The 25,484-nt window shown below is 61.3% G+C and carries 21 protein-coding genes and 1 pseudogene; 17 read left to right on the top strand and 5 right to left on the bottom strand.

All coding sequences use genetic code 11. From position 1 onward, the window contains the following. Positions 1-4: 4 nt before the first annotated feature. On the bottom strand, positions 5-1,387 hold the full coding sequence (locus PI739_RS17170; protein WP_003367688.1) for a NorM family multidrug efflux MATE transporter: 1,383 nt from the start codon (positions 1,385-1,387) through the stop codon (positions 5-7). 166 nt (positions 1,388-1,553) lie between these two features. On the opposite strand from PI739_RS17170, the gene PI739_RS17165 reads away from it, so the two are divergent. From PI739_RS17165 to PI739_RS17140, 7 genes and pseudogenes are all read left to right on the top strand, one after another. Then, positions 1,554-2,474 (top strand): LysR substrate-binding domain-containing protein, encoded by a 921-nt coding sequence (locus tag PI739_RS17165; protein ID WP_003367689.1) that lies wholly within the window; start codon positions 1,554-1,556, stop codon positions 2,472-2,474. A 185-nt stretch (positions 2,475-2,659) separates the two neighbouring features. Then, positions 2,660-3,781 (top strand): annotated as a pseudogene (locus PI739_RS24930) (Cache 3/Cache 2 fusion domain-containing protein); the annotation flags it as partial. Next, positions 3,776-4,636 (top strand): methyl-accepting chemotaxis protein, encoded by an 861-nt coding sequence (locus tag PI739_RS24925; RefSeq protein WP_371124977.1) that lies wholly within the window; start codon positions 3,776-3,778, stop codon positions 4,634-4,636. The pseudogene PI739_RS24930 and the gene PI739_RS24925, both read left to right, overlap by 6 nt. Before the next feature lie 253 nt (positions 4,637-4,889). After that, positions 4,890-5,609 carry a class I SAM-dependent methyltransferase gene (locus PI739_RS17155; RefSeq protein WP_003367692.1) on the top strand — a complete coding sequence of 240 codons (720 nt, stop codon included), beginning with the start codon at positions 4,890-4,892 and terminating at the stop codon, positions 5,607-5,609. A gap of 265 nt (positions 5,610-5,874) precedes the next feature. After that, on the top strand, positions 5,875-7,527 hold the full coding sequence (locus tag PI739_RS17150) for a Na/Pi cotransporter family protein (RefSeq protein ID WP_003367694.1): 1,653 nt from the start codon (positions 5,875-5,877) through the stop codon (positions 7,525-7,527). Positions 7,528-7,584: 57 nt separating this feature from the next. Continuing rightward, positions 7,585-8,961 carry a M16 family metallopeptidase gene (locus tag PI739_RS17145; RefSeq protein ID WP_271352053.1) on the top strand — a complete coding sequence of 459 codons (1,377 nt, stop codon included), beginning with the start codon at positions 7,585-7,587 and terminating at the stop codon, positions 8,959-8,961. Positions 8,962-9,056: 95 nt separating this feature from the next. Continuing rightward, positions 9,057-10,250 (top strand): DUF5924 family protein, encoded by a 1,194-nt coding sequence (locus PI739_RS17140; RefSeq protein WP_003367700.1) that lies wholly within the window; start codon positions 9,057-9,059, stop codon positions 10,248-10,250. 4 nt (positions 10,251-10,254) lie between these two features. Here the strand turns inward: PI739_RS17140 and PI739_RS17135 are convergent, their stop codons facing one another. Together PI739_RS17135 and argH are read right to left on the bottom strand one after the other, a co-directional pair. Continuing rightward, positions 10,255-11,496 carry a nucleoside recognition domain-containing protein gene (locus PI739_RS17135; protein ID WP_003367703.1) on the bottom strand — a complete coding sequence of 414 codons (1,242 nt, stop codon included), beginning with the start codon at positions 11,494-11,496 and terminating at the stop codon, positions 10,255-10,257. Positions 11,497-11,895: 399 nt separating this feature from the next. Then, complete coding sequence (gene argH, locus PI739_RS17130) at positions 11,896-13,290, bottom strand: argininosuccinate lyase (RefSeq protein ID WP_003432671.1); 1,395 nt, start codon at positions 13,288-13,290, stop codon at positions 11,896-11,898. Between the two features lie 133 nt (positions 13,291-13,423). Here argH and PI739_RS17125 point away from each other — a divergent pair, with 133 nt between their 5' ends. The 8 genes from PI739_RS17125 to PI739_RS17090 all read left to right on the top strand — a co-directional run bounded on the left by PI739_RS17125 (position 13,424) and on the right by PI739_RS17090 (position 21,001). After that, a complete protein-coding gene (locus PI739_RS17125; protein WP_074809064.1) occupies positions 13,424-14,506 on the top strand; it encodes a sensor histidine kinase in 1,083 nt (360 codons plus the stop codon). Next, on the top strand, positions 14,503-15,249 hold the full coding sequence (locus PI739_RS17120; RefSeq protein ID WP_003367710.1) for a LytR/AlgR family response regulator transcription factor: 747 nt from the start codon (positions 14,503-14,505) through the stop codon (positions 15,247-15,249). The genes PI739_RS17125 and PI739_RS17120 overlap by 4 nt, the downstream gene beginning before the upstream one ends. A 232-nt stretch (positions 15,250-15,481) precedes the next feature. Next, on the top strand, positions 15,482-16,423 hold the full coding sequence (gene hemC / locus PI739_RS17115) for a hydroxymethylbilane synthase (protein ID WP_003318426.1): 942 nt from the start codon (positions 15,482-15,484) through the stop codon (positions 16,421-16,423). After that, on the top strand, positions 16,420-17,193 hold the full coding sequence (locus PI739_RS17110) for a uroporphyrinogen-III synthase (RefSeq protein WP_044309662.1): 774 nt from the start codon (positions 16,420-16,422) through the stop codon (positions 17,191-17,193). The genes hemC and PI739_RS17110 overlap by 4 nt, the downstream gene beginning before the upstream one ends. A gap of 53 nt (positions 17,194-17,246) precedes the next feature. Then, the gene (locus tag PI739_RS17105) at positions 17,247-18,368 is read left to right on the top strand and encodes a uroporphyrinogen-III C-methyltransferase (RefSeq protein WP_271352052.1); all 1,122 of its coding nucleotides are present in this window, start codon (positions 17,247-17,249) and stop codon (positions 18,366-18,368) included. Further along, on the top strand, positions 18,365-19,609 hold the full coding sequence (locus PI739_RS17100) for a heme biosynthesis protein HemY (RefSeq protein WP_003367721.1): 1,245 nt from the start codon (positions 18,365-18,367) through the stop codon (positions 19,607-19,609). Before PI739_RS17105 ends, PI739_RS17100 begins: the two co-directional genes overlap by 4 nt. A gap of 216 nt (positions 19,610-19,825) precedes the next feature. Further along, positions 19,826-20,353 (top strand): disulfide bond formation protein B, encoded by a 528-nt coding sequence (locus PI739_RS17095; RefSeq protein ID WP_054082309.1) that lies wholly within the window; start codon positions 19,826-19,828, stop codon positions 20,351-20,353. 174 nt (positions 20,354-20,527) lie between these two features. Continuing rightward, positions 20,528-21,001, top strand: coding sequence for an Rsd/AlgQ family anti-sigma factor (locus PI739_RS17090; RefSeq protein ID WP_003432684.1), 474 nt, complete (start codon positions 20,528-20,530; stop codon positions 20,999-21,001). A 78-nt stretch (positions 21,002-21,079) separates the two neighbouring features. Here the strand turns inward: PI739_RS17090 and PI739_RS17085 are convergent, their stop codons facing one another. Next, positions 21,080-21,757, bottom strand: a complete 678-nt coding sequence (locus PI739_RS17085) for an FKBP-type peptidyl-prolyl cis-trans isomerase (RefSeq protein ID WP_003367726.1) — start codon at positions 21,755-21,757, stop codon at positions 21,080-21,082. Between the two features lie 216 nt (positions 21,758-21,973). Between PI739_RS17085 and PI739_RS17080 the strand changes: the two genes are divergently transcribed. Then, positions 21,974-23,038 carry an AlgP family protein gene (locus PI739_RS17080; protein WP_187810059.1) on the top strand — a complete coding sequence of 355 codons (1,065 nt, stop codon included), beginning with the start codon at positions 21,974-21,976 and terminating at the stop codon, positions 23,036-23,038. Here PI739_RS17080 and PI739_RS17075 read toward each other — a convergent pair. Beyond that, positions 23,035-23,511 carry a TIGR02444 family protein gene (locus PI739_RS17075; protein ID WP_003351458.1) on the bottom strand — a complete coding sequence of 159 codons (477 nt, stop codon included), beginning with the start codon at positions 23,509-23,511 and terminating at the stop codon, positions 23,035-23,037. The two genes, PI739_RS17080 and PI739_RS17075, sit on opposite strands and share 4 nt — an antisense overlap. Positions 23,512-23,557: 46 nt before the next feature. Between PI739_RS17075 and PI739_RS17070 the strand changes: the two genes are divergently transcribed. After that, a complete protein-coding gene (locus PI739_RS17070; RefSeq protein ID WP_003432693.1) occupies positions 23,558-25,468 on the top strand; it encodes an ATP-binding cassette domain-containing protein in 1,911 nt (636 codons plus the stop codon). The last annotated feature ends 16 nt before the right edge of the window (positions 25,469-25,484 follow it).

Raw genomic sequence — 25,484 nt, 5'->3', positions numbered from 1 at the left:
CGGATCAGCCCGGCACCGCCACCCCGGCCGCGTCCCGACGCAACAGCCGAGCCGTCTTCCATTCGAACGCGTAGGTCAGCGCCACGGCCGAGCAGAACAGGCCCAGCGCCAGCCCCCACCACACGCCCGAAGCGCCGGCATCGGTAGAGAAACCGAGCAACCACGCGGCAGGCGCGGCGATCAGCCAGTAGCAACCCAGGCCGATCAGGAAGGTGGTGCGTGCATCCTTGAGCCCACGAATGGCGCCCATGGCAATGGTCTGGGTGCCGTCGAAGAACTCGAACAGGGCGGCAATGGCCAGCAGTTTTGCCGCCAGTACGACGATCTCGGCAAACGCCGGGTCGTTGATATCCAGAAACAGACCGATGACCAGATGCGGTGCCAGCCAGAACAGCAGCCCGAACATCAGCATCACACAGCCGCCAAAACCGATGCCCAGACGACCGGCCATGCGCACCATCACCAGGTTGCCCGCGCCATAATGCTGGCCGATACGCATGGTGACCGCATAGGACATCCCCACCGGAACCATGAACGCCATGGACACGGTCTGCAGGGCGATCTGGTGCGCCGCCATCTGCGTGCTGCCCATCGCGCCCATGCAGAACGCGGCAAAGGTGAACAGGCCGACTTCCACTGCATAGGTGCCGCCAATCGGCAGACCGAGCCGCCACAGCTCGCCCAGATGACTGCGCGACAGTTTCGAAAGCCCCTTTCTGATCGGGTACGCCGCGTAAGCCGGATGCCACCTGATATGCAGCGCCAGGGCCAGGGCCATGCAGTTGGTGACGATCGCGGTGACCAGCCCGATCCCCATCAGCCCGAGGTTGGGCAGTCCCAGCCATTGATGGATCAATGCGTAATTGAGCACGAAGTTCGCTGCCGCACCGGCCAGGCTGATGGTCATCACCGGCCCCGCTCGACCCAGTGCGCTGGTGAAGCCGCGCAATGCCATGAAGCTGAGCAGGCCGGGCAGGGCGAAGGGCAGGGTGATCAGAAATTGAGCCGCCATATGCACGTTGGCTTCGGCCTGACCGAACTGCAACAGGATGGGTTCGAGGTTCCACAGCAACAGCGCGGCAACCAGCGCCATGCCCCAGGCCAGCCACAGACCGGCCTGGGTCAGACGGGTCGCGCCTTCAGCGTCACCAGCACCGTGACGGATCGAGACCAGCGTACCGACCGCTGCCATCACGCCGACGCAAAAGAACGACACAAAGCTGTACGTGGCAGCGCCCAGACCACCGCCCGCCAAGGCCTCCGGTCCGATCTTGCCCATCATCACGGTGTCGGTGAAGACCATCAGCATGTGCGCCATCTGTGACGCAATCAGCGGCCCCGCCAGGCGCAGGATGATCCAGAGTTCTTTGAGGGCGGACGGCTGCATGGTGACGGTGCTCTACGGCAAAGGGACGATTGAGCGACGTATTCTGGGCAGTTGCTCGACTAAACACAAAACGATAAATCCGATGCTCAGCATGACTAAAACTCATCTGAAGCAATTTTCAGCATTTGCAGTAAAGTAGCCGTTCATCGTCCGCAGGAAGCGCCCCATGCCTCGCAGTCTCCCCCCTCTTTATGCACTAAGGGCTTTTGAAGCGGCTGCGCGGCATACCTCGTTTACCCGCGCGGCCGAGGAACTTTCGATCACCCAAAGTGCAGTAAGCCGTCATATTCGTACGCTGGAAGAGCACTTTGCCTGCCGCTTGTTTCAGCGTAACGGGCGTAACTTGCAGCTCACCGAATCGGCACGCGCGCTGTTGCCCGGTGTGCGCGATGGGTTCCTGGCACTGGAACGCGCCTGCAGCACCCTGCAGACCGAGGAGGGCATTCTGCGCATGAAAGCCCCGTCGACCCTGACCATGCGCTGGCTGCTCGCGCGGCTCAGCCGTTTCCGTCACCTTCAGGTGGGCAACGAAGTGCAACTGACCAGCGCGTGGATGGAAATCGATGCGGTGGACTTTACCCAGGAGCCTTTTGACTGCGCGATTCTGCTCAGCCAGGGTCATTTCCCGTCGGACTGGGACGCCACATTATTGTTTCCCGAGTTGCTGATTCCGGTCGGCGCACCCACGTTGTTGCAGGACCCGCCATGGGACGTGGAGCGGCTGGCAAAGGCTGAGTTGCTGCACCCCACTCCTGACCGTCGTGACTGGCGCACCTGGTTGAACCGCATGGGTCTGGCTGATCAGGTGTCGCTCAAAGGAGGGCAAGTATTCGACACCCTCGAGCTGGGAATGATTGCCGCCGCACGCGGCTACGGTGTGTCGATGGGTGATCTGCTGATGGTCGCCGAGGACGTGGCGCAGGCCCGTCTGAGTCTGCCGTGGCGCACGGCGGTGTTCAGTGGCGAAAACTATTATCTGGTCTGGCCGCGTACAAGGCCCGGCGCAGAGCGGTTGCGACGCCTCAGCGATTTTCTCAAGGCGGAGGTGGGCGCCATGAAGTTGCCGTTAGTTGAAGTACTCTATTAAAATTTAGTTTAGTATTGAACTGCCATCATTTGTTAATGTCTCGCTCCGCTCTCAAGTAACGACCTTGATGGCCGAAGCATTGCTTAACGATTGCTCGTTCAAACGGCGTAAAACACCAACTAAATCTATCAGCTGAATGATAAGCCACGGACCCGGCAACTCCAATCATTCGGCACGGAGTCTCTATGTCCAAGCCTCGTACCCGAATTGCTTCGCAACTTGGTATTGCTCTGGCCGTGATCCTGGCGGTGGTTATCAGTGGTAGTACCCTGTTCGCGTTGAGGTCTCTGGACGCGTCCAACCTGGTCATTCGTGAAGAGCACATGTCGAGTGAAGCCAGGCTCCTCGCTGACCAGCTCAACACCTTCCACAGCACGCTGCGCGACAGTACTCAGCGCCTGAGTGGACTGTTCGAAAAACGCTTCGCCGATGGCCTGAGCCTGCAACCCGACAAGCCGGTCACGGTGGCGGGCACGTCCACGCCAGGCCTGTTGCTGCGTGATGCCGTGCTGAACAACGACTTTACCGAAGTCGACGAATTCCGCTCGATGACCGCAGGTGTGGCAACCATTTTCGTGCGCAGCGGCGACGACTTCATCCGTATCAGCACCTCCCTGAGCAAGCAGGATGGCACGCGCGCCATCGGCACGGTACTGGATCGCAAGGGCGCAGCCTACGAGCGTCTGATGGCCGGGCAGAGCTATGTCGGCAAGGCGGTGTTGTTTGATCGCTACTACATGACCCAGTACAGCCCGGTTCGCGACAGCAGCGGCAAGATCATTGCGGCGCTGTTTGTAGGGTTCGATTACACCGATGCACAGAAGACCCAGTTCGATAACCTCAAGAGCTTCCGTATCGGCTCTACCGGCTCGCTGGCGCTGCTCGACGACAAGGGCACCTGGCTGGTGCCACCGGCAGGCGTCAAATCCCTCGACGGTGCCGCGAAGTCAGTGGCCGACCTTGCCAGCAAACCGGGCAAGGCGCAGTTCTGGGATGACGGTGATGACAACTATTACAGCGTCGGCCAGCCGTTCGCTGGCGGCCCCTGGACCGTCATCGCCAGCATGCCGCGCAAGGAAATCAGTGAAGTGACCTGGCACGTCGGCACGCAACTGGCGATCGGCAGTCTGCTGGCCATGCTGATCGCGGTGATCAGTGCCATCTGGCTGTTGCGCAGCAAGCTGCGTCCACTGTCCGAACTGGTACGCCAGGCCGACGCACTGGGTGCAGGCGACCTCAGCGTACGCCTGAATGTGACCAGCAATGACGAGATCGGGCAGTTGTCGGGCAGCTTCAACAAGATGAGCGAAGCGTTGTCATCGATGGTCGCGCATATCCGTACTGCGGCGCAGGAAGTCAGCACCCGCGCCAACGCATTGTCCGGCCTGTCGGGCGGTGCGTTCGAGGGCATGGAGCAGCAATCCGGCGAGATCACCAGCATGGCCGGTGCGGTCGAAGAGTTCAGCGCCACGTCGATGAACATTGCCGACAACATGGGCAATACCGAACGACTGGCACAGGAAAATGCCCAGCAGACACGCATTGGTCGTACTTCGATGGAAGAGGCTTCGTCGTCGCTGCAACAGATCGCCACTTCGCTGAGCAGCACCGCGAAAGTCATCGACACGCTGGGTCAGCGCTCGCAGGAAATCGGTAGCATCGTCGGGGTGATTACCTCGATTGCCGACCAGACCAACCTGCTCGCGCTCAACGCTGCCATCGAGGCCGCACGCGCCGGTGAGCAGGGTCGCGGCTTTGCCGTGGTGGCTGACGAAGTCCGCAGCCTGGCCTCGCGCACCCGTGAAGCCACCGATGAGATTTCCGGCATGATCGCCAGCATCCAGCAAGAAACCGGCAACGCCATCAGCACCATGCAGCAGGGCAACACACTGATGCAGGAAGGCCTGTCGCTCAACGCCAAAGTGGCCTCCGCACTGGCCCAGATCGACGAGCAAAGCCGCTCGGCCGGTCACCAGTTCGCCGCCATCACCACCGCCACCCAGGAACAAAGCAGCACCGCGACCATGCTCAGCAGCAACCTGCAAAGCATCGCCATGGCCAACAGCGAACAGCGCCAGGTCATGTCCAACCTCGCCATCACTGCTCAGGAGCTGAATGGCCTGGCTACAGAACTGCGTCACGAGGTTGACCGGTTCCGATAAGACTGACCGAACAGTGTGCCAATGCTCGGCGTTGGCACGCTGTACCAGACGCTTGCGTCAGGTTCCGAATATCCGCCAAAGCCTGCTATGCCGCTACAGGCGCCACTCGTGTCACCAAGCGTTTCTGGTCAGTTTGCAGGATTAAAGGCCAGGCACTCGACCCCCCCTATACTCCTCCTACACCCCAATGCGGATGCTTCAACAGGATCTACGGTAAACCCCGCCTCCCTAACCATCGTCAAGGATCCAGACAATGAAGCAATATGTTGAAAACTATCAGCCTACAGAAGGCTTCGCGCCTGCAACCGGCCATGTGGAAGGCGACTCGGTCTCTCCCAAGGCGATGATTTTCCATATCCTGAAAGACCTCAGCAGCGATGTTGAAGTGCTGGATATCGGGTTCGGCTCTGGAACACTGGGCGCGTTGATCAAGGCAAACCCGGACACGGCGCACTGGTCGGTGGACGGCATCGATGGCTGGGAAGCCAACTGCCAGAATTCGCAGCTGCATGAGAACGCTACCTACCGCAACATCTGGCACGGCCTTGCTCAAGAGCTGTCATCCGAGCGGCTGGCCCAGTACCGGATAATCTGTCTGCTGGATGTCGTCGAGCATCTGACAGCCGATACGGCGAGATGGCTGGTGCGCACATTGCTTTCCAGCCTGGGGCCGGATGCCTATCTGTTCATCAGCACGCCACTGTGGTTTTACCCGCAAGAAACTCAACAGACCGGCGATCTTGAGGAACACCTGATCGGCGTGCCTGCTTCGTCGATGATGGCGCTGTGTCCGCATCTGTATGCAGTCAATCAGCCGCTCATCGGCGGGTTCGTGTTCAGTCGCCGCAGCCTGGATTTCGTGGAGTTCTTCCAGCCCACAGCAGATAAATCGTTTTCGTATGAAAAAGGCATGCACGTCGCAAAGGCCGTCGGTATGAAACTCGACCCTAACGTTGCGTACACTATGGATTGACCCTGTAACGTTTCCGCCGCCTGCGGGCGGCAGGGCGGGTGAACAGCCATGAGGCACATGCGACGGGTTCATGGCGAATGCCCGAGCAATATCAAAATACTGATTTATGACACTTTTATTTCAATGAAATCCGCGCTGTGCGATGCTGGCGCCAAGGCCCATGGCCGACTAAAAGCTTAGTAGAGCGTTTCATCCATCCCCGCTCGCTACACGCTGCATCTTTCAATTCATCGCCTGTATAGGCAAACCTCAGGGGGCTTTTCGCATGCTGACCCTGCTCGATTTGCTATCCGCCGTCGCCCTGCTGATCTGGGGCACGCATATCGTGCGCACTGGCATCCTTCGTGTTTACGGTACACAACTTCGTCGTGTGCTCAGCCAGAACATGTCCAAACGACCGCTCGCGTTCATAGCCGGCATTCTGGTGACGGCACTGGTGCAGAGCAGCAACGCCACCGCCATGCTGGTGACGTCGTTTGTCGGCCAGGGGCTGATGACGTTGACGCCTGCCCTGGTGATCATGCTTGGCGCCGATGTCGGCACCGCCTTGATGTCTCGCGTGCTGACCTTCGATCTGTCATGGCTGTCGCCGCTGCTGATCTTCCTTGGCGTAGTGTTTTTCCTGTCGCGCAAGCAGACCCGTGCCGGTCAACTGGGACGGGTCGGTATCGGCTTGGGCCTGATCGTGCTGGCCTTGCAGCTGATCGTCGCGGCTGCCGCACCGATCACCCAGGCGGCGGGGGTCAAGGTGCTGTTCGCCTCGCTGACCGGCGACCTGCTGCTGGATGCGCTGGTGGGCGCCATGTTCGCGCTGATCTCCTATTCCAGCCTGGCGGCAGTGCTGCTGACGGCCACATTGGCAGGCACCGAAGTCATTGGCTTGCCGGTGGCGATCGGCCTGGTGATCGGGGCCAACATCGGCAGCGGCCTGCTGGCCTTTCTCAGTACCAGCATGCAGAACGTTGCCGGCCGGCAGGTGGCGCTGGGCAGTCTGCTGTACAAACTGTTCGGCCTGCTGCTGATCTTTCCGGTGCTCGATCCGCTGGTTGCCTGGATCGACACGCTGGGCTTTAGTCCGCAGGAACTGGTGATCGGCTTTCACCTGCTTTACAACACGGTGCGCTGCCTGATCATGCTGCCAACCGTGGCCCCGATGGCGCGGTTGTGCTCGTATCTGCTGCCCCAGCAGAACGAAGTCGGCGGCCTGGCCAAACCGCGTCATCTGGACCTGACCGCGCTGTCGACGCCCAGCCTTGCGCTGGCCAACGCGGTGCGCGAAACCCTGCGTATGGGCGACCTGATCGAAAGCATGCTCGCCTCGATGCTGGCGGTACTGCGCGGCACGCAAACGGCGGTGACCCAGGAAGTGCGCCGCCTCAACGATGACGTCGAAGCGCTGTACAGCGCGATCAAGCTGTACCTGGCGCAGATGCCGCGTGAAGACCTCGGCGAGCACGACAACCGGCGCTGGGCCGAGATCATCGAACTGACCATCAACCTGGAGCTGGCCAGCGGCCTGATCGAACGCATGTTGCGCAAGATCCAGCAGCAGAAGACGGCACATCGCCGGTCGTTCTCTGAAGTCGGTCTTGAAGAACTTGCCGATCTGCAGATTCAATTACAGTCGAACCTGCGCCTGGGCCTTTCGGTGTTCCTCAGCGGCGATCACGAAAGCGCGCGTCAGTTGTTGCGCGAGAAGCGCCAGTTCAGGGCCGAGGAGCGACGCCTGGCGCACGCCCACGTCAGCCGGCTGCGCAACAAGGTGGTCCAGAGTATCGAAACCAGTTCGCTGCACCTGGAACTGATTGCCGACATGAAGCGTCTGAACTCGCTGTTTTGCAGCAGCGCCTACGTAGTGCTGGAAACCGCTGACACAGGAGCCTTGTCGAGCGAGGTCGAGGCCGACAGATCGCTATGAACGTAAGGGCCGAGGTGAAGTCTGTTAAACATACCGGCCCGCCAGGAAAGCTGTTTTATGCGTTGCCTGCTGTTCGCTTGTCTGCTCCTCGGTTCACTTCCCTCATTCGCCCTTGACCGTCTTCAGGTCGAGGGCTATCTGCTGCCCAATGGTTTGCAAGTCATTCTCAAGCCCGGTTATGACAAGGGTCACGTCGCCATCCGCCTGGTGGTGGGTATCGGCTTCGATGACTTCCCGTGCCAGGACAAGGAACTGCCGCATCTGCTGGAACACCTGCTGTTCAGCGGCGTGGATAACAGCGGTGAAGGGGGGCTGGAGGAGCGTATGCAGGCACTGGGCGGCGAGTGGAACGCCTTCACCAGCAACGCCGATACCACCTTCGTGATCGAAGCGCCTGCGCGCAACCAGCGCAAGGTGCTCGACCTGCTGCTGGAGATCATGACCAAAACCGAGCTGAGCCAGGCGCGGCTGGACGGCGTCAAACGCGTGGTCGAACGCGAAGATGGCGGGCATTTTTCGCACTTGCAGCGCCTGCTTGACCGGCGTGATTCCGGGCGCAGCGCCAGCAGCCAGCTGGCCGTGGAGCTGGGCCTCAAATGCGCTGAACGTCCCGAGGTGGACGGCATCCAGCTGGAGCACATCGAAGACATCTTCGCCAACTGGTACGCCCCCAACAACATGACGCTGATTGTGGTGGGTGATCTGGACAAGCTGCTGCCAGCCTATCTGGAGCGCACCTACGGCAAGCTCGCCCCCACCGATCCGATCGACCACCCGCCACTGGCGCAGGGCAGCGGCTCGGCCGAACCGCGCCGCGAGCTTGAGCGCGGCGGGCTGGGCGAGAGCGCCAAGCTGCACCTGATCTACCCAGAGCCGCAGCTCGACGACCAGCACGACGAAACCTGGGAACTGGTCAAAGCCTATCTGGACTGGACGCTCTACACTGAGCTGCGCCTGAAACACAGTTTGTCCTACGGCCCCTCGGCAGAGCGCGAAGTGTTCGGCGATGTCGGGTTTTTGAGCCTGAACGCCGATGTCGAACGTGACGATGCCGATGAAGCCGAGCGCGACATTCGCGGTCTGGTCGAGCGCCTGCAAAAAGACGGCATGCAGCCCGCTACGTTTGCGCGGCTGCAACAGCTCGCCATTGACCGGCAGTCATGGGCCACACAAGGCAATAGCGCGCTGGCCGACTACTATTGGAGCGCGCTCAACGATTATGAAAACGGGCGCTTCGAGGATCCGGCCAAACGGATCAAGGCGGTGAAGCTGGAAACGGCCAATCAGGCGATGCGCCAATTGCTTGCCCAGCCGGGTTACATGCGCATTGAAAAGCCATTGTTCAGTTATGACGGTCTGTATTGGCTGATTGGCGGAGTACTGGGTTTCATAGCACTGCTGGCCCTGTGGCGCTGGCGTGTACGCAGCAAATAGAATCCTGACACCAAACTGCACCCCGGGTGCAGGCTCCGCGCTGCGTTTGTTACACAGCGCGTTTTTTGTATGAACAGAACCGAGTGACCCCTCCGATGCTTGACGTGAATCGCTATGTGACACCCGTGCTCAACTTGATGCAGCGCTACCCGGGGCTCATTGCAGCGTTTGGTTTCGTTTCCGGTATCGCCAGTTTCATTCTGGTCGATCGCCAGGCAGGGCTGGCCACCTGGATTGCCGTGGTGATGCTGATCAGCTGGCTGTGGCTGATGGTCGAAAACACTATGGTCGGGTTGCTCAACAAGGCGCTGGGCCGCGAGATTCCGCAGGGCTTGCTGCGCTACGGCACGCAGATGATCCATCAGGAAAGCCTGTTCTTCGTGCTGCCGTTCTTTTTCATCACCACCACCTGGAACAGTGGTCAGGCGGTATTCACTGCGGTGCTCGGCGCCGCCGGGCTGATCTCAATCATCGACCCTCTCTACTACAAGTGGCTGGCGCCCAGACGCTGGCTGTTCATGACGTTGCACACTCTGACACTGTTCGCGGCACTGCTGACCGCGCTGCCGATCATCCTGCACCTGACCACCGCCGAGAGTTACAAACTGGCGCTGGGCGTGGCGATGCTGCTGTCGGCGCCCAGCCTGATGTCCAACTTCCCGCTCAACACCTGGCGCAGCGCACTGGCCGTGATCAGCATCATCCTGGCCATCGGCGCGGCGGGCTGGTTGCTACGCTCCTGGGTGCCGCCTGCGACGCTGTGGTTGACTGAAGTGGCGGTGAGCCCGGACTTCGATAACAAGAACCGTACGCCGGGCGACAGTATTTCGCTGATCAGCGCCAAGCAGCTGCGCAACGGCGGCCTGTATGCGTACACCGCCATCAATGCGCCGCGCGGGCTGGACGAGCGTATCTACCATGTGTGGTGGCATGAAGGCGAAGAGATGGACCGCATCGCGCTGGATATCCACGGCGGCCGCAAGGAAGGCTATCGCGCCTGGACGCGCAAGCAAAACTTCCCGGAGGACGTGACAGGACGCTGGCAGGTGAGGGTGCTGACCGAGGACGGCCAGATGATCGGCGTGCTGCGTTTTGTCGTCACTGACAATGACCAGCCAGCAGTCAAGCGACCTACCGGGCGGATAATCAAGCTCAAGCCGGGCGGCGACTCGGCCGAAGAGACTACGCCTGAGTCCGCACCGGCTGATGAGCCGAAGCAGGAGAAGCAGGAGGCTGCGCCTGCCGAAGCAGCCCCCGCGGAGTCTGCGCCTCAGGCTCCGGCGCAGTAATGTTTCAGGTCGCGGTCGCGCCGAAGAACCAGTAGCAGACGAAGATCGCGGCCACGACACCGGAAAACTCGGCCAGCAGCGCGCAGCCCACCGCATGGCGAGCGCGCTGAATGCCCACGGCGCCGAAGTACACGGCAAGGACGTAGAACGTGGTCTCGGTGCTGCCCTGAATCGTGGCAGCGGCCAATGCAGCGAAGCTGTCCACGCCCTGGGTCTGCATGGTTTCGATCAACAGGGCACGGGCGGCGCTGCCCGAGAAGGGTTTGACCATCGCGGTCGGCAACGCATCGACGAAGCGCGTGTCCAGCCCCAGCCACTGCACCAGATGCCGAATGCCTTCCAGGCCGAAGTCCAGCGCGCCGGATGCGCGCAGCACGCCCACCGCACAGAGCATGGCGACCAGATAAGGCAGCAGGCTCTTGGCGACGTCGAAACCTTCCTTCGCACCTTCGACGAAGGCCTCGTAGACCAGCACCTTGCGTAGCGTGCCGATGATCAGAAACATCATGATCAGGCCGAACAGCGTGAGGTTGCCCAGAATCGACGACAGACCCGCCAGCGCAGCCGCCGACAGCGTGCCGAGAAAAGCCATGAAGGTGCCCAGCAACAGAGCACCGGGGATGAGGTAGGCGAGCACCACCGGGTCCCACAAGCGCAGACGCTGCATGAACGCGACCGACAGCAGGCCGACGATGGTCGAGACACTGGTGGCCAGCAGGATCGGCAGGAATACCAGGGTCGGGTCAGGCGCACCTTGCTGGGCGCGGTACATGAAGATCGTCACCGGCAGCAGGGTCAGGGATGAGGCGTTGAGCACCAGAAACAGGATCTGCGCGTTACTGGCGGCGGTCTTGCTCGGGTTGAGTTCCTGTAGCGAGCGCATGGCCTTCAGGCCAATCGGCGTGGCGGCGTTGTCGAGACCCAGCGCGTTGGCGGCGAAGTTGAGGGTGATCAGCCCCAGCGCAGGGTGGCCGGGCGGCACCTCCGGCATCAGGCGCAGAAACAGCGGCCCGAGGACCTTGGCCAGCCAGTCGACGATGCCGGCCTTCTCGGCGATGCGCAAAAAGCCCAACCACAGGGTCAGTGTGCCGAACAGCAGCACCATGACCTCGACCGACAGCTTGGCCATGGCAAAGATACTTTCGACCATCGCCGCAAAAATGCCGGCGTTGCCGCCCACCAGCCACTGCACCAGCGCGGAAATCGTCGCCACGACAAAAAAACCAAGCCACAGGCCATTGAGCATCGGATAAGTCCCCCACAAGAAGCGGGGATGATAGCGGCGGGGTGCGCCGGAGGGAAATCGGCAGCTGCTGAAAGAGTCGTAGGAGCGATAGGTGCACGAGAACACGGTCGTTTTGTGACGCTCTGCGGCGCACATTCAGGATAGGACGCAGAGCGTCCAGAACAGCATTCCCACGCGGAGCATGGGAACGATGAAGCCTTGAGATCACTATCGTGCCAATGCTCTGCGTTGGCATGCAGGTCGTGACGCTCTGCGTCACATATCCGTTGCGCTACGCACGCTCAGGATAGGACGCGGAGCGTCCAGAACGGCATTCCCACGCGGAGCATGGGAACGATGAAAGCCTTGAGATTTCTATCGTGCCAATGCTCCGCGTCATCAGGGCTATGCGGGGTATCTTCAGCGCCCGGCCAGCAGCTCCTGGCCGCGAACGACGGCAGCGCGGACCTGTTCGGGGGCGGTGCCGCCGATGTGATTACGGGCATTCACCGAACCTTCCAGGGTCAGCACGGCGAAGACGTCCTGTTCGATCTGGTTGCTGAACTGACGCAGCTCTTCCAGGCTCATCTCTGCCAGGTCCTTGCCGGTTTCCACACCGTATTTCACCGCGTGACCGACGATCTCATGGCAGTCACGGAACGGCAGACCACGGCGGACCAGATAGTCGGCCAGATCGGTGGCGGTCGAGAAGCCGCGCAGCGCTGCTTCACGCATCATCGCGTGCTTGGGCTTGATCGAAGGGATCATGTCGGCGAATGCACGCAACGAATCACGCAGCGTATCGGCGGCGTCGAACAGCGGTTCCTTGTCTTCCTGGTTGTCCTTGTTGTAAGCCAGGGGCTGGCCTTTCATCAGGGTCAGCAGGCCCATCAGGGCACCGAACACGCGGCCGCTCTTGCCGCGAACCAGTTCAGGAACATCGGGGTTCTTCTTTTGCGGCATGATCGAGCTGCCGGTGCAGAAGCGGTCCGGCAGGTCGATGAACTGGAACTGCGCACTGGTCCAGAGCACCAACTCTTCCGAAAAGCGCGACAGGTGCATCATTGCGATGGATGCAGCCGAGCAGAATTCGATGGCGAAGTCGCGATCCGATACGCCGTCCAGCGAGTTGCCGCCCACCACCTCGAAGCCCAGCAGTGTGCAGGTCAGCTCGCGGTCGATCGGGTAGGTAGTGCCCGCCAGCGCCGCGCTGCCCAGCGGCATGCGGTTGAGACGCTTGCGGCAATCCACCAGACGCTCGTAGTCGCGGCTGAGCATTTCGAACCAGGCCAGCATATGGTGACCGAATGTTACCGGCTGGGCCGTCTGCAAGTGGGTGAAACCGGGCATGATGGTTTCAGCTTCACGCTCGGCCTGGCCCAGCAGACCTTGCTGCAGACGTGTGATTTCGCTGAGGATAAGGTCGATTTCGTCGCGCAGCCACAGACGGATATCGGTGGCGACCTGATCGTTGCGGCTGCGACCGGTGTGCAGCTTCTTGCCGGTGATACCGATGCGGTCGGTCAGGCGTGCTTCAATGTTCATGTGCACGTCTTCCAGATCGACGCGCCAGTCGAACTGGCCAGCCTCGATCTCGGCCTGGATGGTGTTCAGGCCGTCAACGATGGTATCGCGCTCGGCGTCGGTCAGTACGCCCACCTTGGCCAGCATCGTAGCGTGGGCGATGGAGCCCATGATGTCGTGGCGATACAGGCGTTGATCGAAGGTGACGGAGGCAGTGAAACGCGCGACGAACGCGTCGACGGGTTCACTGAAGCGGCCGCCCCAGGACTGGTTGGTCTTGTCGGTGCTCATGGATTCGCTCGTTGCTGACTGAAAGTGACGTGCCCGATACCTGGCACAAGAACGAACGCGATGATAACAGGGTTGATGCATTTTTATCCCCGGACAGCTTGCCGCTGACGAGGCCAGGGCAGAGACTGGAGCCATGCGAATCGAACCTATGAAACATGATGCCCGGCCCGCGCCCGGCAAAGACTTTTTCCTCCCTGAACTGTGCCTGCCGCAGGCATTGCTGGTGCTCGTCGTGCTGGCCGAGCTGCTGGTGCTGGTTCTGGTGCTGGTGGAACCGATGCGCAGCGGCTTCGACTGGGTACGCCTGGCGTTGATGTCGCTGTTCGTGCAATGGATCGTGCTGCTATCGGCAGCGCTGCTGTGCGGGTTGCGCCCCTGGCTGGCGCGATTGACGCCGGGGCTGGCGGGCATGCTCAGTTGCCTGCTGGTGGTCGGCCTGACGCTGCTGTGCACAGCCGTCACCGACGTCTGTCAGCTTACCGGGCGAATTTCGGTCAGCGGCATGGTCGAGCGTTATCTGCGCTACTCGACGATTGCCCTGATCATGTCCGCCCTGATGCTGCGTTATTTCTATCTGCAGAGTCAGTGGCGCAAGCAGCAACAGGGCGAGCTGCGCGCCAGGATCGAATCGCTGCAGGCGCGCATCCGCCCGCACTTCCTCTTCAATACACTCAACAGTATCGCCAGTCTGGTGGCCAGCAACCCGGTCAAGGCCGAGCAGGCGGTGCTCGATCTTTCGGACCTTTTTCGTGCCAGTCTGGCCAAGCCGGGCAGCCTCGTGACGTGGGGTGAAGAGCTGGCATTGGCAAAACGATATTTATCGATTGAGCAATATCGTCTTGGCGAGCGTCTACAGTTGGACTGGAGGGTGAGTGCAATTCCCGATGACTTGCCAATCCCCCAGCTAACCTTGCAGCCATTACTTGAAAACGCTTTGATTTATGGCATTGCTCCGCGGGTCGAAGGGGGCGTTGTAACGGTCGAAGCGAACTATGAAGGGGGAGAGTTCATATTGAGCGTCAGCAATCCCTATGAAGAAGTTGCCAATCGGCAGACTTCCAACGGTACTCAGCAGGCTCTGACGAATATAGGCGCACGAATTGCGGCACTTTTTGGCCCGCATGCCAGTCTGAGCGTGGAGCGCCGTGACGGTCGTCACTACACCTGTCTACGCTATCCTTGTGCGAGACTCACGCAGGAAGCCAGAGCTATATGAATGTCCTGATCGTTGATGACGAACCCCTGGCCCGCGAGCGATTGAGCCGCATGGTCAATGAAATCGAGGGTTATCGAGTACTGGAACCCAGCGCGTCCAATGGCGAAGAAGCCTTGGCGCTGATCGAAACCCACAAACCGGATGTAGTGCTGCTCGATATCCGCATGCCGGGTCTCGATGGCCTCCAGGTCGCAGCCCGACTGTGCGAGCGGGAAGCACCGCCTGCCGTTGTGTTTTGCACCGCCCACGATGAGTTCGCCCTGGAAGCTTTTCAGGTCAGTGCGGTGGGCTATCTGGTCAAGCCTGTGCGTCCCGAGCACCTTGTCGAAGCGCTGCGAAAAGCCGAGCGGCCGAACCGCGTGCAACTGGCGGCTTTGACCCGCCCGGCAGCCGAAAGCGGATCAGGGCCACGCAGCCACATCAGCGCGCGTACCCGCAAAGGCATCGAGCTGATTCCCCTGGATCAGGTGATCTACTTTATCGCCGATCACAAATACGTGACCTTGCGTCACGAGGGCGGCGAAGTGCTGCTGGACGAACCGCTCAAGGCACTGGAAGACGAATTCGGTGACCGTTTCGTGCGCATCCATCGCAATGCGCTGGTGGCCCGCGAGCGCATAGAACGGTTGCAGCGCACCCCGCTGGGGCATTTCCAGCTGTTCCTCAGAGGGCTCAATGGCGATGCGTTGATCGTCAGCCGCCGCCACGTCGCCGGTGTCCGCAAAATGATGCAGCAGCTCTAGCGCCTCGCCGCTCTGGAGCCTCTGCGTCCAGACCGAGTCATGGAACGGGAGAGAATTCCGGCTCCATGTGCTTTTCGGCTGGCCTACGCGCAGCCTTTCCCATGCGCCCCTCAGGCACTGCCGATTGATTGATCGGCTCAGTGTCTGACGCAAGTTGCAATCAGCGCCGAAGCCGCCCTGACCGGGATTGAGCTGTTATTATCCGTCGCATTTACTCAGTACGGATTGTTCAATGTCCTCTCGCGAAATCCGCATCGCCACTCGCAAAAGCGCGCTGGCACTCTGGCAGGCAGAATACGTCAAGGCCCGCCTGGAACAGGCCCACCCCGGCCTGCTCGTGACGCTGGTACCCATGGTCAGCCGTGGCGACAAATTGCTCGACTCCCCGCTGTCGAAAATCGGTGGCAAAGGCCTGTTCGTCAAGGAGCTGGAAACCGCGCTCCTGGAAAACAACGCCGACATCGCCGTGCACTCGATGAAAGACGTGCCGATGGACTTTCCACAAGGCCTGGGCCTGTTCTGCATCTGCGAGCGCGAAGACCCGCGCGATGCATTCGTTTCCAACACCTTTGCCAGCCTGGACCAGTTGCCGGCCGGCAGCATTGTCGGCACCTCCAGCCTGCGCCGTCAGGCCCAATTGCTGGCGCGTCGACCCGATCTGCAGATCCGCTTCCTGCGCGGCAACGTCAATACCCGTCTGGCCAAGCTGGATGCCGGTGAATACGACGCCATCATCCTCGCCGCCGCTGGCCTGATCCGCCTGGGTTTCGAAGACCGCATCACTTCCGCAATCAGTGTCGACGACAGCCTGCCAGCCGGTGGCCAGGGCGCGGTGGGTATCGAATGCCGCAGCGTCGACGCCGAAATTCATGCACTGCTTGCCCCTCTGCATCATGAAGACACTGCTGTGCGCGTGATTGCCGAGCGTTCGCTGAACAAGCACCTCAACGGTGGCTGTCAGGTGCCGATCGCCTGCTACGCCGTGCTGGAAGGCGATGACGTTTGGTTGCGCGGCCTGGTGGGCGATCCGTCCGGCAGCGTGTTGCTGCACGCGGATGCCCGGGCACCTCAGACATCTGCTCAGGCACTGGGTGTGCAGGTGGCCGAAGCGCTGCTGGAGCAGGGCGCCGCCGACATCCTGAAAGCGGTCTACGGCGAGGCCAATAACGAATGAGTGGCTGGCGTCTGCTGCTGACCCGCCCGGCCGAAGAGTCGGCAGCGCTGGCCAGGGTGCTGGCCGAGGACGGTATCTTCAGCAGCAGTCTGCCCCTGCTTGAAACCGAGCCTTTGCCCTTGACGCCTGCACAGCGTTCGATCATTTTCGAGCTGCTCAATTATTGTGCAGTGATCGTGGTCAGCAAACCTGCCGCGCGACTGGCCATCGAGCTGATCGACGAAGTATGGCCGCAACCGCCCCTGCAACCCTGGTTCAGTGTGGGTTCAGCAACCGGGCAGATACTGCTCGACTACGGGCTGGATGCGAGCTGGCCGGAGCAGGGCGACGACAGCGAAGCCTTGCTTGAACTGCCGCGCCTCAAACAGGCGATTGCCGTACCGGGAAGCCGTGTGTTGATCATGCGCGGTGACGAGGGACGCGAACTGCTGGCCGAGCAACTGCGCGGGCTGGGGGTGGGGGTTGATTACCTGCCGCTGTATCGTCGCTACCTGCCGCAACATGCGCCCGGCGCCCTGGCGCAACGCGTCGCGGTGGAACGCTTGAACGGGCTGGTGGTCAGCAGTGGGCAGGGTTTTGAACATTTGCTTCAGTTGGCGGGGGATTCATGGCCGGTCCTGGCCGATCTGCCGCTGTTTGTACCGAGCCCCAGGGTTGCCAGCATCGCGCGGGCAGCCGGAGCAAGGACCGTTATTGATTGTCGTGGCGCCAGCGCCGCGGCATTGCTGGCAGCGTTGCGGGAACAACCTCAGCCTGCCGTCAAGGCGTAATGATCGACACCTGTCGTTTACGCTATTACGCCAAAATGCAAAGGATGGGATACGTGAGCGAAACAGCCTTGCCTAAAGACGAAGAATCGGTGTTGAAAACGCCGGCATCCAAGCCTGAGCCAGTCCGCACCGAGCGCACCGGCAGCCGCAACAGTGGCCTGGTGTTCCTGGCCTTGCTGCTGGCAATTGCCGGTATCGCCGTCGCCGGCTGGGGAGTCTGGCAACTGCGCATGTTGCAGGCCGGGCACCAGCAGCAGCGCGGACAGGTCGAGAATATCGCCGAACAGACCCTGGTACTGGCGCAGAATGACCAGCAGCTGAGCGCACGCATCGCGCAATTCCCGCCAGCCAATCAGCTGGAAGACAGTCGACGTCTGGTCGCGCAACTGCAAGGCGATCAGCAGCGCCTCAGCCAGCGACTCGAAACCGTACTGGGGGCGAGCCGCAAGGACTGGCGTCTGGCCGAGGCCGAGCATCTGCTGCGTCTGGCAAGCCTGCGTCTTTCAGCGCTGCAGGACATCAACAGTGCACAGGCGCTGGTTCAGGGTGCCGACGAAATTCTGCGTGAGCAGGACGATCCGGGCTCCTTCGCTGCCCGCGAGCAATTGGCCAAGAGCCTTGCCGCCCTGCGCAGCATCGAGCAGCCGGACCGCACCGGGCTGTTTCTGCAACTCGCAGCTCTGCGTGAGCAAGCTGTACAGCTCAACAAGCTGGCCCCCGAATACGAAGACAAGGGCGAGTCACTGTTGGGCCTGACCGCCGACAAGACCGAATCCAGCCGGTGGACGCAGTGGTGGGACGAGATCTCCCATTACTTCCGCATCGACTTCAACGCCGACCAGGACATCCGCCCGGTACTCGCCGGCCAAAGCCTTTCGCAGGTGCGTCTGGCGCTGAGCCTGGCGCTGGAGCAGGCGCAGTGGGCAGCGCTTAACGGCGAGCCCGAGGTTTATTCCAAGGCCATCACTGAAGCGCAAAACGTTCTGAAAGCCAACTTCGATCAGGACGATCCACAGGGTAAAGCGCTCGGCCAGGGGCTTGATGCTGTCGCCAGCCAGCCGGTATCGGTGAAGACACCGGATCTGGCGCCGACCCTGAGCGCCGTGCAGGCCTACCTTGAACGCCGTCATGCCGCCGGCCAGCCAGCCGAGGCGCAACAGGGGACCAGCCGATGAAGCGCTTCTATGTGCTGTTATTCATCGCGATCGCCGCTGCGGCGTTGATCGGTGTCGCCATCGCCGAGCATTCCGGTTACGTCCTGATCGCCTATCAGAACTTCCGCTACGAATCGAGCCTGTGGGCGACCCTGGCGCTGCTGGTCGCCGCGTTGCTGGTGATCGCACTGCTGAGACTGTTGATCAGCCTGCTGACGACTTCGGGCCGCGTGGTTAACCCATGGTCGCGTCGCAACCGCCGTCGTCGCGTGCAAATGGCTATCGAGCAAGGCCAGATGGACCTTGCGGAGGGCCGCTGGTCCAGCGCTCAGCGTCATCTGCAACGCGCGGCCGAAGCCGATACTCACCCGCTGCTCTACTACATCGGCGCTGCACGCGCGGCCAACGAGCAGGGTCGTTACGAAGACTGCGATGCCTTGCTGGAACGTGCGCTCGAGCGTCAGCCACAAGCCGAGCTGGCAATTGCCCTGAATCACGCCCAGTTGCAGCAGGATCGCGGCGACACCGAAGGTGCGCTGACCACGCTGCTGGCCATGAAAGAGCGTCATCCGCACAACCCTCAGGTGCTTCGTCAGTTGCAACGCCTGTATCAGCAGCGTGGTGACTGGTCCGACGTGGTCCGCCTAATGCCGGAACTGCGCAAGGACAAGGTTCTGCCAGCCAAGGAGCTGGCCGAGCTGGAACGCCGCGCCTGGGGCGAGAACCTGAGCCTGGCGGCGTACCGCGAGGGCATCGAAGGCGCACCGACCGGTCTGCCTTCTCTGGAGAGCGCCTGGCAGGGGCTGGCCTCTGCGCAACGCCAGGAGCCGCAACTGGTGTTGGCGTACGCCGATCAATTGCGCCGTCTGGGTGCCGAAGCTCAGGCTGAAGAGGTGCTTCGTAGCGCCCTCAAGCGCGAGTACAACAGCCATCTGGCGCGTCTGTACGGGCTGGTTCGCGGCAGTGACCCGCTCAAGCAGCTGCAAACGGCGGAAGGCTGGCTCAAGCACCATCCGGCTGATCCAAGCCTGTTGCTGAGCCTGGGACGTATCTGTCTGCAAGGCCGACTGTGGGGCAAGGCGCGGGATTATCTGGAGAGCAGTCTGCGCCTGGAACGCAATCCCGAAACCTGCGCCGAGCTGGCTCGTCTGCTGGGCCAACTGGGTGAGACGGATCGCAGCAATCAGCTGTTTCAGGAAGGCCTGGGCCTGCTGGACGAGCGCCTTCTGTCGCGGCCCCTGCCGGTACTGACCAAGGCTTGAAACCACCGGAGAGTCCTAGGTCAGGGCTCTCCGTGCTGCCTCACCAGCCCGTCAAGATCAATGCGTAAGAATCGTCCTACATACATGGGTAAAAGAACCACGCAGCGGTGTGTTCTTTTTCCTCGGTAAACAGCGACGCATCCGTATGCCGCCACCTTGAATGCGCCGCACCCTTTCCTCTACCGTAATCGTCTCGTCCTTTGTTACGGATTTGCCATGTATCTGGCTCGCACACGCTTCCTGTTTTTCCTGGCATCGCTGGCCTGTGCATCAATCATTGGCGTCGCCTTCTACCTGCAGCAAGCTTTCGGTCTCGACCCTTGCGCGCTGTGCATGGTGCAACGGGCTGCATTCATCGTCTGTGGCGTGCTGGCGCTCTGTGCTGCCTGCCACGCATCTGGCCCGACAGGCACGCGGCGCTACAGTCTGGGGCTTTTGCTGGTCGCCCTGGCCGGGCTTGCTGCAGCAGGCACACAGGTGTGGTTGCAGACCGCCTCGGCCGATCAATTGATACCTGTTATTACCAGACTGGAGCAGGTATTGAGCCTGCTCTCCCTGGACATGTGCATCGACCGACTGCGAAGCGACGCGCTGTTTTGCGCCGAGATCACCTGGACACTGTTCGGCATCAGCCTGCCGGAGTGGAGTCTTCTGGCATTCACGGGTCTGGCGCTGTTACCGCTGTATCCTCTTTTCAGCGAATTCAGCCACTGGCTGGCGACCAGAGATCGGGGCGGCTATTAAACGCTTGTATGAACTTTATCTCCTGCGTACCTTGATGGCCTTGTCGAGCGGGCATAATCTGGGCCGCACGCGTCACTGGAAATATGCTGTCCTGACGCATTTATCAGGCCAGGTCCCGGCCAATCACCCGGACCGGCCCAGGACTGCATGCCCCTGAAGGGAAGAGAGAAGACCATGCTGGAAAGTTGTCAGAATGCTCAGGAACGCTGGGGCGGAGTGAACAAGCTGATCGATCGCTGGCTTCAAAGCCGTCTCGAACTGGTCGAAGCCTATGACGCGCTGGGCGACACGCCCGAAGCGTTGGCAGCCGACCTTGAAGGTCTGCAGAACTTCTGCGGGATTCTTGTGGATTACGTCTCCGCCGGGCACTTCGAAGTCTACGAACAGCTGGGTGATGAAGCCCGGGCGTTCAATGACGAGCGTGGGCTCGAGCTGGCAGACACGATCTATCCACGTCTGGACGTCATCACCAAGTTTGCCCTCACGTTCAATGATCGCTGCGACAAGGGCGACTGCTCGGATGCGGCGGTAGTAGCACGGGAATTCAATCAGCTGGGGCAATTGCTGCACGAGCGTTTCGAGCTGGAAGACTGCCTGATCGAAGTGCTGCACAACTCGCACAAGGAAGAGATCGCCGCTCAGGCGTGATCTTGTCGGTGCCAGCGCTACACGCCAAGGGTGCTTATTGCACCCTTTCGCATTTCTGAACGCCGGCTTTACGCCCGCTTACTGCGAAACCGCAACCAGCTCGATTTCAAATACCAGCGGTGTAAACGGATCGATCAGATCGCCAGCGCCCTCGGCGCCATAGGCCTGATCCGAAGGAATGACCAGACGCCACTTCGCGCCGGTCGGCATGTTCTGCAAGGCGCTGGTCCAGCCGCTGATCACACTGTCGAGCCGGAACCACTGGGGCTGGGTGCTCTGATCGAAGATCGTGCCGTCCGGCAAACGACCGACGTAACGCACCTCAACCCGGCCGTCGGCACTGGGCTTGGGGCCGGTGCCAGGAGTCAGCTCGGTCATGAGAATCCCGTCAGCCAGCACCTTCACACCCGGCTTGGCCTTCTCGCTGTCCATGAACGTGCGCTCGGCCTTGAGGGCCGCCTCGGTCGGCGCATCCGTACCGGCAGTCTCGGCCTGAGCGATAGCGGCATCATGCTCGCGCAGAATCTGGTCGATGCGCTCCTGCTTGAGCGCCAGCGGCTTGCCCTGATAAGCCTGCTGCAAGCCTTCCACCAACGCCTTGAGGTCCAGGTCAGGGACTTCCTGATGCAACCGCTCGCCAAGGCTTGCGCCCAGGCTATAGGCGAGGTCGTGGCCGTCACTGGACGCAGGTGGCGACTCGGCGGCCTGAGCCAGGGGTAGCAAGAGGAACAACGACGTTAACAGGTAGCGCGACATTAATGCTCTCCGGCCTGGGAAGGCAGCGATTATGCCTGCGCCAGCGCGAGTAGTGACGAGTCTTGTGACGTGAATTTCACAATGCCTTTGCATCGTGCCGAGCAATCATTTCTCTCAGTATGCAACAGGGACCCATGGATGCTGTCAAGATGCCCTAGCGGCGATGCGCGCAGAAGCCTAGTATGAGCCGCAATTTCGTCACCCAGGAGGTAAGTCATGTCGGCCAAAAAGAAGCCAGTAAATACTCCGTTGCATTTGCTCCAACAATTATCGGGCAGCTTGCTTGAACATCTGGAAGACGCCTGCTCCCAAGCCTTGGCTGATGCCGAGAAACTGCTCGCCAAGCTTGAGAAACAACGCGGCAAGGCACAGGAAAAACTGCACAATTCCCGCATCAAACTGCAGGATGCTGCCACCGCCGGAAAATCCAAGGCGCAGGCCAAGGCCAAAGGCGCCGTGTCCGAGCTGGAAGAGTTGCTGGACGCTCTCAAGGATCGTCAGACCGAAACCCGCACGTACATCCTGCACCTCAAGCGTGATGCCCAGGAAAGCCTGAAACTGGCCCAGGGTATTGGTCGCGTAAAAGAGGCGGTCGGCAAGATCCTGACCACTCGCGATGCCAAGCCTGTCGCGCCTAAAGCCGTCGCCAAGGCACCTGTTGCCAAGACACCTGCTGCCAAAGCCCCCGCAAAAACTGCAGCGAAAGCGCCGGTTAAAGCGGCCGCCGCCAAGCCAGTCACCAAAGCCGCAGCCAAGCCTTCCGCAGTTGCCAAGCCAGCGGTCAAAACCGCTGCTGCCAAGGCCCCGGTAAAAGCCGCCGCCAAACCTGCCGCCCGCACGACTGCAGCAGCCAAGCCTGTCGCAGCCAAGACCACTGCCACCAAGCCGGCTGCCGCCAAGCCGGTTACCGCCAAGCCTGCTGCAGCCAAGACCACTGCCACCAAGCCGGTTGCGGCCAAGCCTGCCGCCACCAAGGCGCCGGCTGCCAAGGCCACCGCCAGCAGCGCTGCCAAACCTGCGGTAGCAAAAGCAGCGGCCGCCAAGCCTGCGGCGAAAGCGCCTGTGAAAGCGCCCGTCAAGGCACCGGCCAAAGCACCTGCCAAGGCACCTGTGAAAGCAGCAGCCAAGCCTGTCGCCAAACCTGCGGCGAAGCCAGCCGCCGCCAAACCGGCCACGCCAGCGCCTGCTGCTGCAGCCAAGCCGACGACGCCTGCACCTGCTGCGCCAGCCGCCGCACCGGCAACCCCTGCCAACGGCGCAACGCCAACCAGCGCTTCCTAAGTCTGGTCGACGGCATGTCCAACCGCGATGCGCAGCACATCCAGCGCATCGCGGTTTTTTTCTGCATCCCCTTCGGCAAGTTCGAGCAGCCACTCCTCTGCATTCCTCGCCTCACCTGCCGGCCAATCCCCGGTCAGTGCCTCAAGCTTTATCATCAGGCTCTGTTCGGCCTCCAGTTCCAGCGCCTTGACCTTCATCCGTAATGTAGTCAGCAACGCATCTTCAAGCGCAGCAATGCGCCATTGGTTGCGCAAATCCCGTAGCGGACGCACCACATCGTCATGCCAGGGTGTCGCCAACTGCTTTATTTGCGCGACTCGCTGAGCGTTGCACGCCACGTCGCGCGTACCCAGCCACACCCCGCAAAGCACCATGCACACGTTGGCCCCGTTGGCTTGCAGCGTCAGACAAGCCTGTTCCACACCCGGTCGGGCGTAGAAATCGAGGGTGAAACTCCAGAGCGCTGAAGGCATAGTGATCCACCTGTTCAGGACGAAGCTGGTAGACTCCGCCGCCATTATGATTCGACTTCAAAGCCTTACCTTACAGCGTGGTCCGCAACGTCTGCTAGAAGACGCCGAGCTGACTCTGCACGCCGGCCATAAAGCCGGCCTGATCGGTGCCAATGGCGCCGGTAAATCCAGCCTGTTTGCCCTGCTGCGTGGAGAGCTGACGCCGGATGCCGGCGACTGCCTGCTGCCCGCCGACTGGCGTATCGCGCACATGCGCCAGGAGGTCGACACGCTCGAACGCCTGGCCGTGGATTACGTGCTCGATGGCGACGAGCGCCTGCGGGAAGTACAGAGCTCGCTGGCCGAGGCCGAAGCCGCGCAGGACGGCGCCGCTCAGGCACGTCTGCATTCGGAGCTCGACAGCGCCGACGGTTATACCGCCGACGCACGCGCGCGCAAGCTGCTGGCCGGGTTGGGCTTCACCAACGAACAGATGGAACGTCCGGTCGGCAGTTTCTCCGGTGGTTGGCGTATGCGCCTGAACCTGGCGCAGGCATTGATGTGCCCCTCGGACCTGCTGCTGCTCGACGAACCGACCAACCACTTGGACCTTGACGCCATTCTGTGGCTTGAAGACTGGCTCAAGAGTTACCCCGGCACCTTGCTGCTGATTTCCCACGACCGGGATTTTCTGGATGCCGTGGTCGATCACATCGCCCATGTCGAGCAACGCAAGATCACCCTCTATCGCGGCGGCTACAGCGCGTTCGAGCGGGCCCGTGCCGAACGTCTGGCGCAACAGCAACAGGCCTACGAAAAGCAGCAGGCGCAACGTGCGCACATGGAAAAGTACATCGCACGCTTCAAGGCCCAGGCTACCAAGGCCCGTCAGGCACAAAGCCGGATCAAGGCGCTGGAGCGCATGGAAGAGCTGTCGGCCGCGCACGTCGACTCACCGTTCAACTTCGTTTTCCGTGAGTCCGACAAGATCTCCAGCCCATTGCTGGACCTGTCCGACGCGCGCCTGGGTTATGGCGACAAGACCATCCTCGAGAAGGTCAAGCTGCAACTCACGCCCGGTGCACGCATCGGCCTGCTGGGTCCGAACGGCGCAGGCAAGTCGACGCTGATCAAAAACCTCGCCGGCGAGCTCGAGCCGCAAAGCGGTCGGCTGGTGCGTGGCGAAAACCTCACCGTGGGCTACTTTGCCCAGCATCAGCTCGACTCACTGGACGCCAAGGCGACCCCGTTGCTGCACTTGCAGCGCCTGGCACCGACCGAGCGTGAACAGACGCTGCGTGATTTCCTTGGCGGTTTCGACTTCCGTGGCGCGCGCCTGGATGAGCCGGTGCTGAATTTCTCCGGTGGCGAGAAAGCCCGCCTGGCGCTGGCATTGATCGCCTGGGAAAAGCCCAACCTGTTGCTGCTCGATGAACCGACCAACCACCTCGACCTGGAGATGCGCCTGGCGCTGACCATGGCCTTGCAGGAGTTCGGTGGTGCGGTACTGGTGGTGTCTCACGACAGGCATTTGCTCAAGAGCACGACCGATGACTTCCTGCTGGTGGCCGACGGCCGCGTACAGGAATTCGACGGCGATCTGGATGACTACACGCGCTGGCTGGCCGATTACCGGCTGCGCAACGCGCCGGTCAGCAACACGCCCGTCAACGCCGACAAGACCGACAAGAAAGCCCAGCGCCAACAGGCAGCGGCCTTGCGTCAGCAACTGGCACCGCACAAGCGCGAAGCCGACAAGCTGGAGCGTGATCTCGGGCTGGTGAATGAAAAACTCGCCAAGGTCGAAGAAGCGCTGGCCGACAGCACCAACTACGAGGCTGCCAACAAGGACAAGCTACGCGATCTGCTGGCCGAACAGGCCAAGCTGAAAGTGCGTGAATCCGAGCTGGAAGACGCCTGGATGCAAGCGCTGGAACTGTTGGAATCAATGCAGGCCGAACTGGAAGCATTGTCGTGAGCGAGGCAGGGAAGTG

The organism is Pseudomonas cerasi (genome assembly GCF_027983475.1).
GTDB lineage: Bacteria > Pseudomonadota > Gammaproteobacteria > Pseudomonadales > Pseudomonadaceae > Aquipseudomonas > Aquipseudomonas cerasi.
Note: the sequence above shows the minus strand (reverse complement) of the source record. Positions and strands in the feature narration are given on the sequence as shown.